Here is a 1,848-nt window from a genome sequence, read left to right on the forward strand (position 1 = left end):
AGTCACTCCGCCCCACCGGTCGCGTGTGCTTCAGGTGTCCATCGATGCAGCAGCCGACACATCACGGGAAAGACAGCCATCGGCGTCAGCGCGGAAACGAGTCAAACCACTGCATCGACGAACCATTCCAGTATCACTGCGCGGAAAGTAGCAACCTGGGCCAACTATGCGCGCACGGGCGCCTCGCGCACCTTCCCTATTTCTGTAACGTGTTCTAGCCTCGTTTCATGACTGACTTCGCGAAGCTGTTCATCGGTGGCCAGTGGACGCCGCCGTCGACCGAGGAGAAGCTGGAAGTCTTCTCCCCCACAACGGAGGAGCGGGTCGGGAGCACCCCCGTGGCCGCCCCGGCAGATATCGACGCCGCCGTCGGTGCCGCGCGCAGAGCCTTCGACTCCGGGCCGTGGCCGCGGTCGACACCCGCGGAACGAGCACAGGTTCTAGCCACTGCACGCAAGTTGATCGAGGCGCGGATGCCCGAGATCGGGGCGACGCTCACCGACGAGATGGGCGCCCCCGGCGTCATGGTCGGCATGCTGCAACAGACGCCGTCGCTGGCGGTCCTCGACTTCTACGCGTCGTACGCTGAGACTTTTCCGTGGGAGGAGACGCGGCACGGCATCTTCGGTCAGACCACGGTGACGCGCGAGCCCGTCGGCGTCGTCGCGGCCGTCATCGCATGGAACGTGCCGCTGTTCCTGGCCATCAACAAGCTCGCTCCCGCGCTGCTGGCCGGCTGTTCGGTGCTGCTGAAACCCGCACCGGAAGCACCGCTCGCCGTGAACCTGCTGGCCGACATCTTTGCCGACGCCGGCCTTCCCGACGGGGTGCTGTCGATTCTGCCCGGCGGCCCGGACACCGGCGAGTACCTCGTCTCGCATCCGGACGTGGACAAGGTGACGTTCACCGGGAGCACGGCCGTCGGCAGGACGATCGGAACGATCGCGGCACAGCAGCTCAAGCGCTGCTCGCTCGAACTGGGCGGCAAATCAGCAGCAATCCTGTTGCAGGACATGGACGTTGCGTCGACCATGCCGATGCTGTTGTTGTCCGGCCTACTGAACAGCGGCCAAGGTTGCGCCGCACAGACACGCATCCTCGCGCCGCGTTCGAGGTACGACGAAATTCTCGACGCGATGGTCGCGGGCGCAGGCGCCATGGTCGTCGGCGACCCGAAGGACCCCGCGACCCAGCTCGGCCCGCTGATCTCCGAGAAGCAGCGCCGCCGCGTCGAGGGTTACATCGAAGCGGGTAAGGCCGAGGGCGCGCGGCTCGCACTCGGCGGCGGTCGTCCGGACGGCCTCGACACCGGTTGGTTCGTGGAGCCGACCATCTTCGCCGACGTCGACAACTCGATGACCATCGCACGCGAGGAAATCTTCGGCCCGGTCCTGTCCGTCATCCCGTACGACTCCGAGGACGAGGCCGTCAAGATCGCCAACGACTCCGACTACGGCCTCGCCGGCTCGGTCTGGACCACCGACATCGACCACGGGCTCGAGATCGCGGCGCAGATTCGCACCGGTACGTACGCCATCAACTGGTACGCCTTCGACCCGAGCTCCCCCTTCGGCGGCTACAAGAACTCCGGCATCGGACGCGAGAACGGCCCCGAGGGTCTCGACGCGTTCTGCGAGTCGAAGTCGGTTCTGATGCCGCCGGGATATGCGCCTGCGGCGCCCGTGCGCGGATAGTTGCACCCTGGAGCCTGTTGCTTAATTGAGGGTGTTTCGCTCGAGTGGTGGTGGGCCTGCTTTGGGATGATGGCTGGGTGGCGCGTGACTATCGACCTTCCGGTCTCGATCAGGGGTTTTTGATTCCACCCGATATCCGGGACTGGCTCGATGA

The 1,848-nt window shown here is 65.6% G+C and carries 1 protein-coding gene; it reads left to right on the plus strand.

Annotation, left to right across the window (positions count from 1 at the left end):
• Positions 1 to 227 precede the first annotated feature (227 nt).
• Positions 228 to 1,694 carry an aldehyde dehydrogenase gene (locus A3K89_RS19585; protein WP_068429558.1) on the plus strand — a complete coding sequence of 489 codons (1,467 nt, stop codon included), beginning with the start codon at positions 228 to 230 and terminating at the stop codon, positions 1,692 to 1,694.
• The last annotated feature ends 154 nt before the right edge of the window (positions 1,695 to 1,848 follow it).

Origin of the sequence: Rhodococcoides kyotonense (assembly GCF_001645385.1) — a bacterium.
GTDB classification, from domain to species: domain Bacteria; phylum Actinomycetota; class Actinomycetes; order Mycobacteriales; family Mycobacteriaceae; genus Rhodococcoides; species Rhodococcoides kyotonensis_B.

Bases quoted from the DNA above. Each gene is read 5' to 3' on its own strand.
- A3K89_RS19585 (WP_068429558.1), top strand. From the start codon at position 228: ATGACTGACTTCGCGAAGCTGTTCATCGGTGGCCAGTGGACGCCGCCG.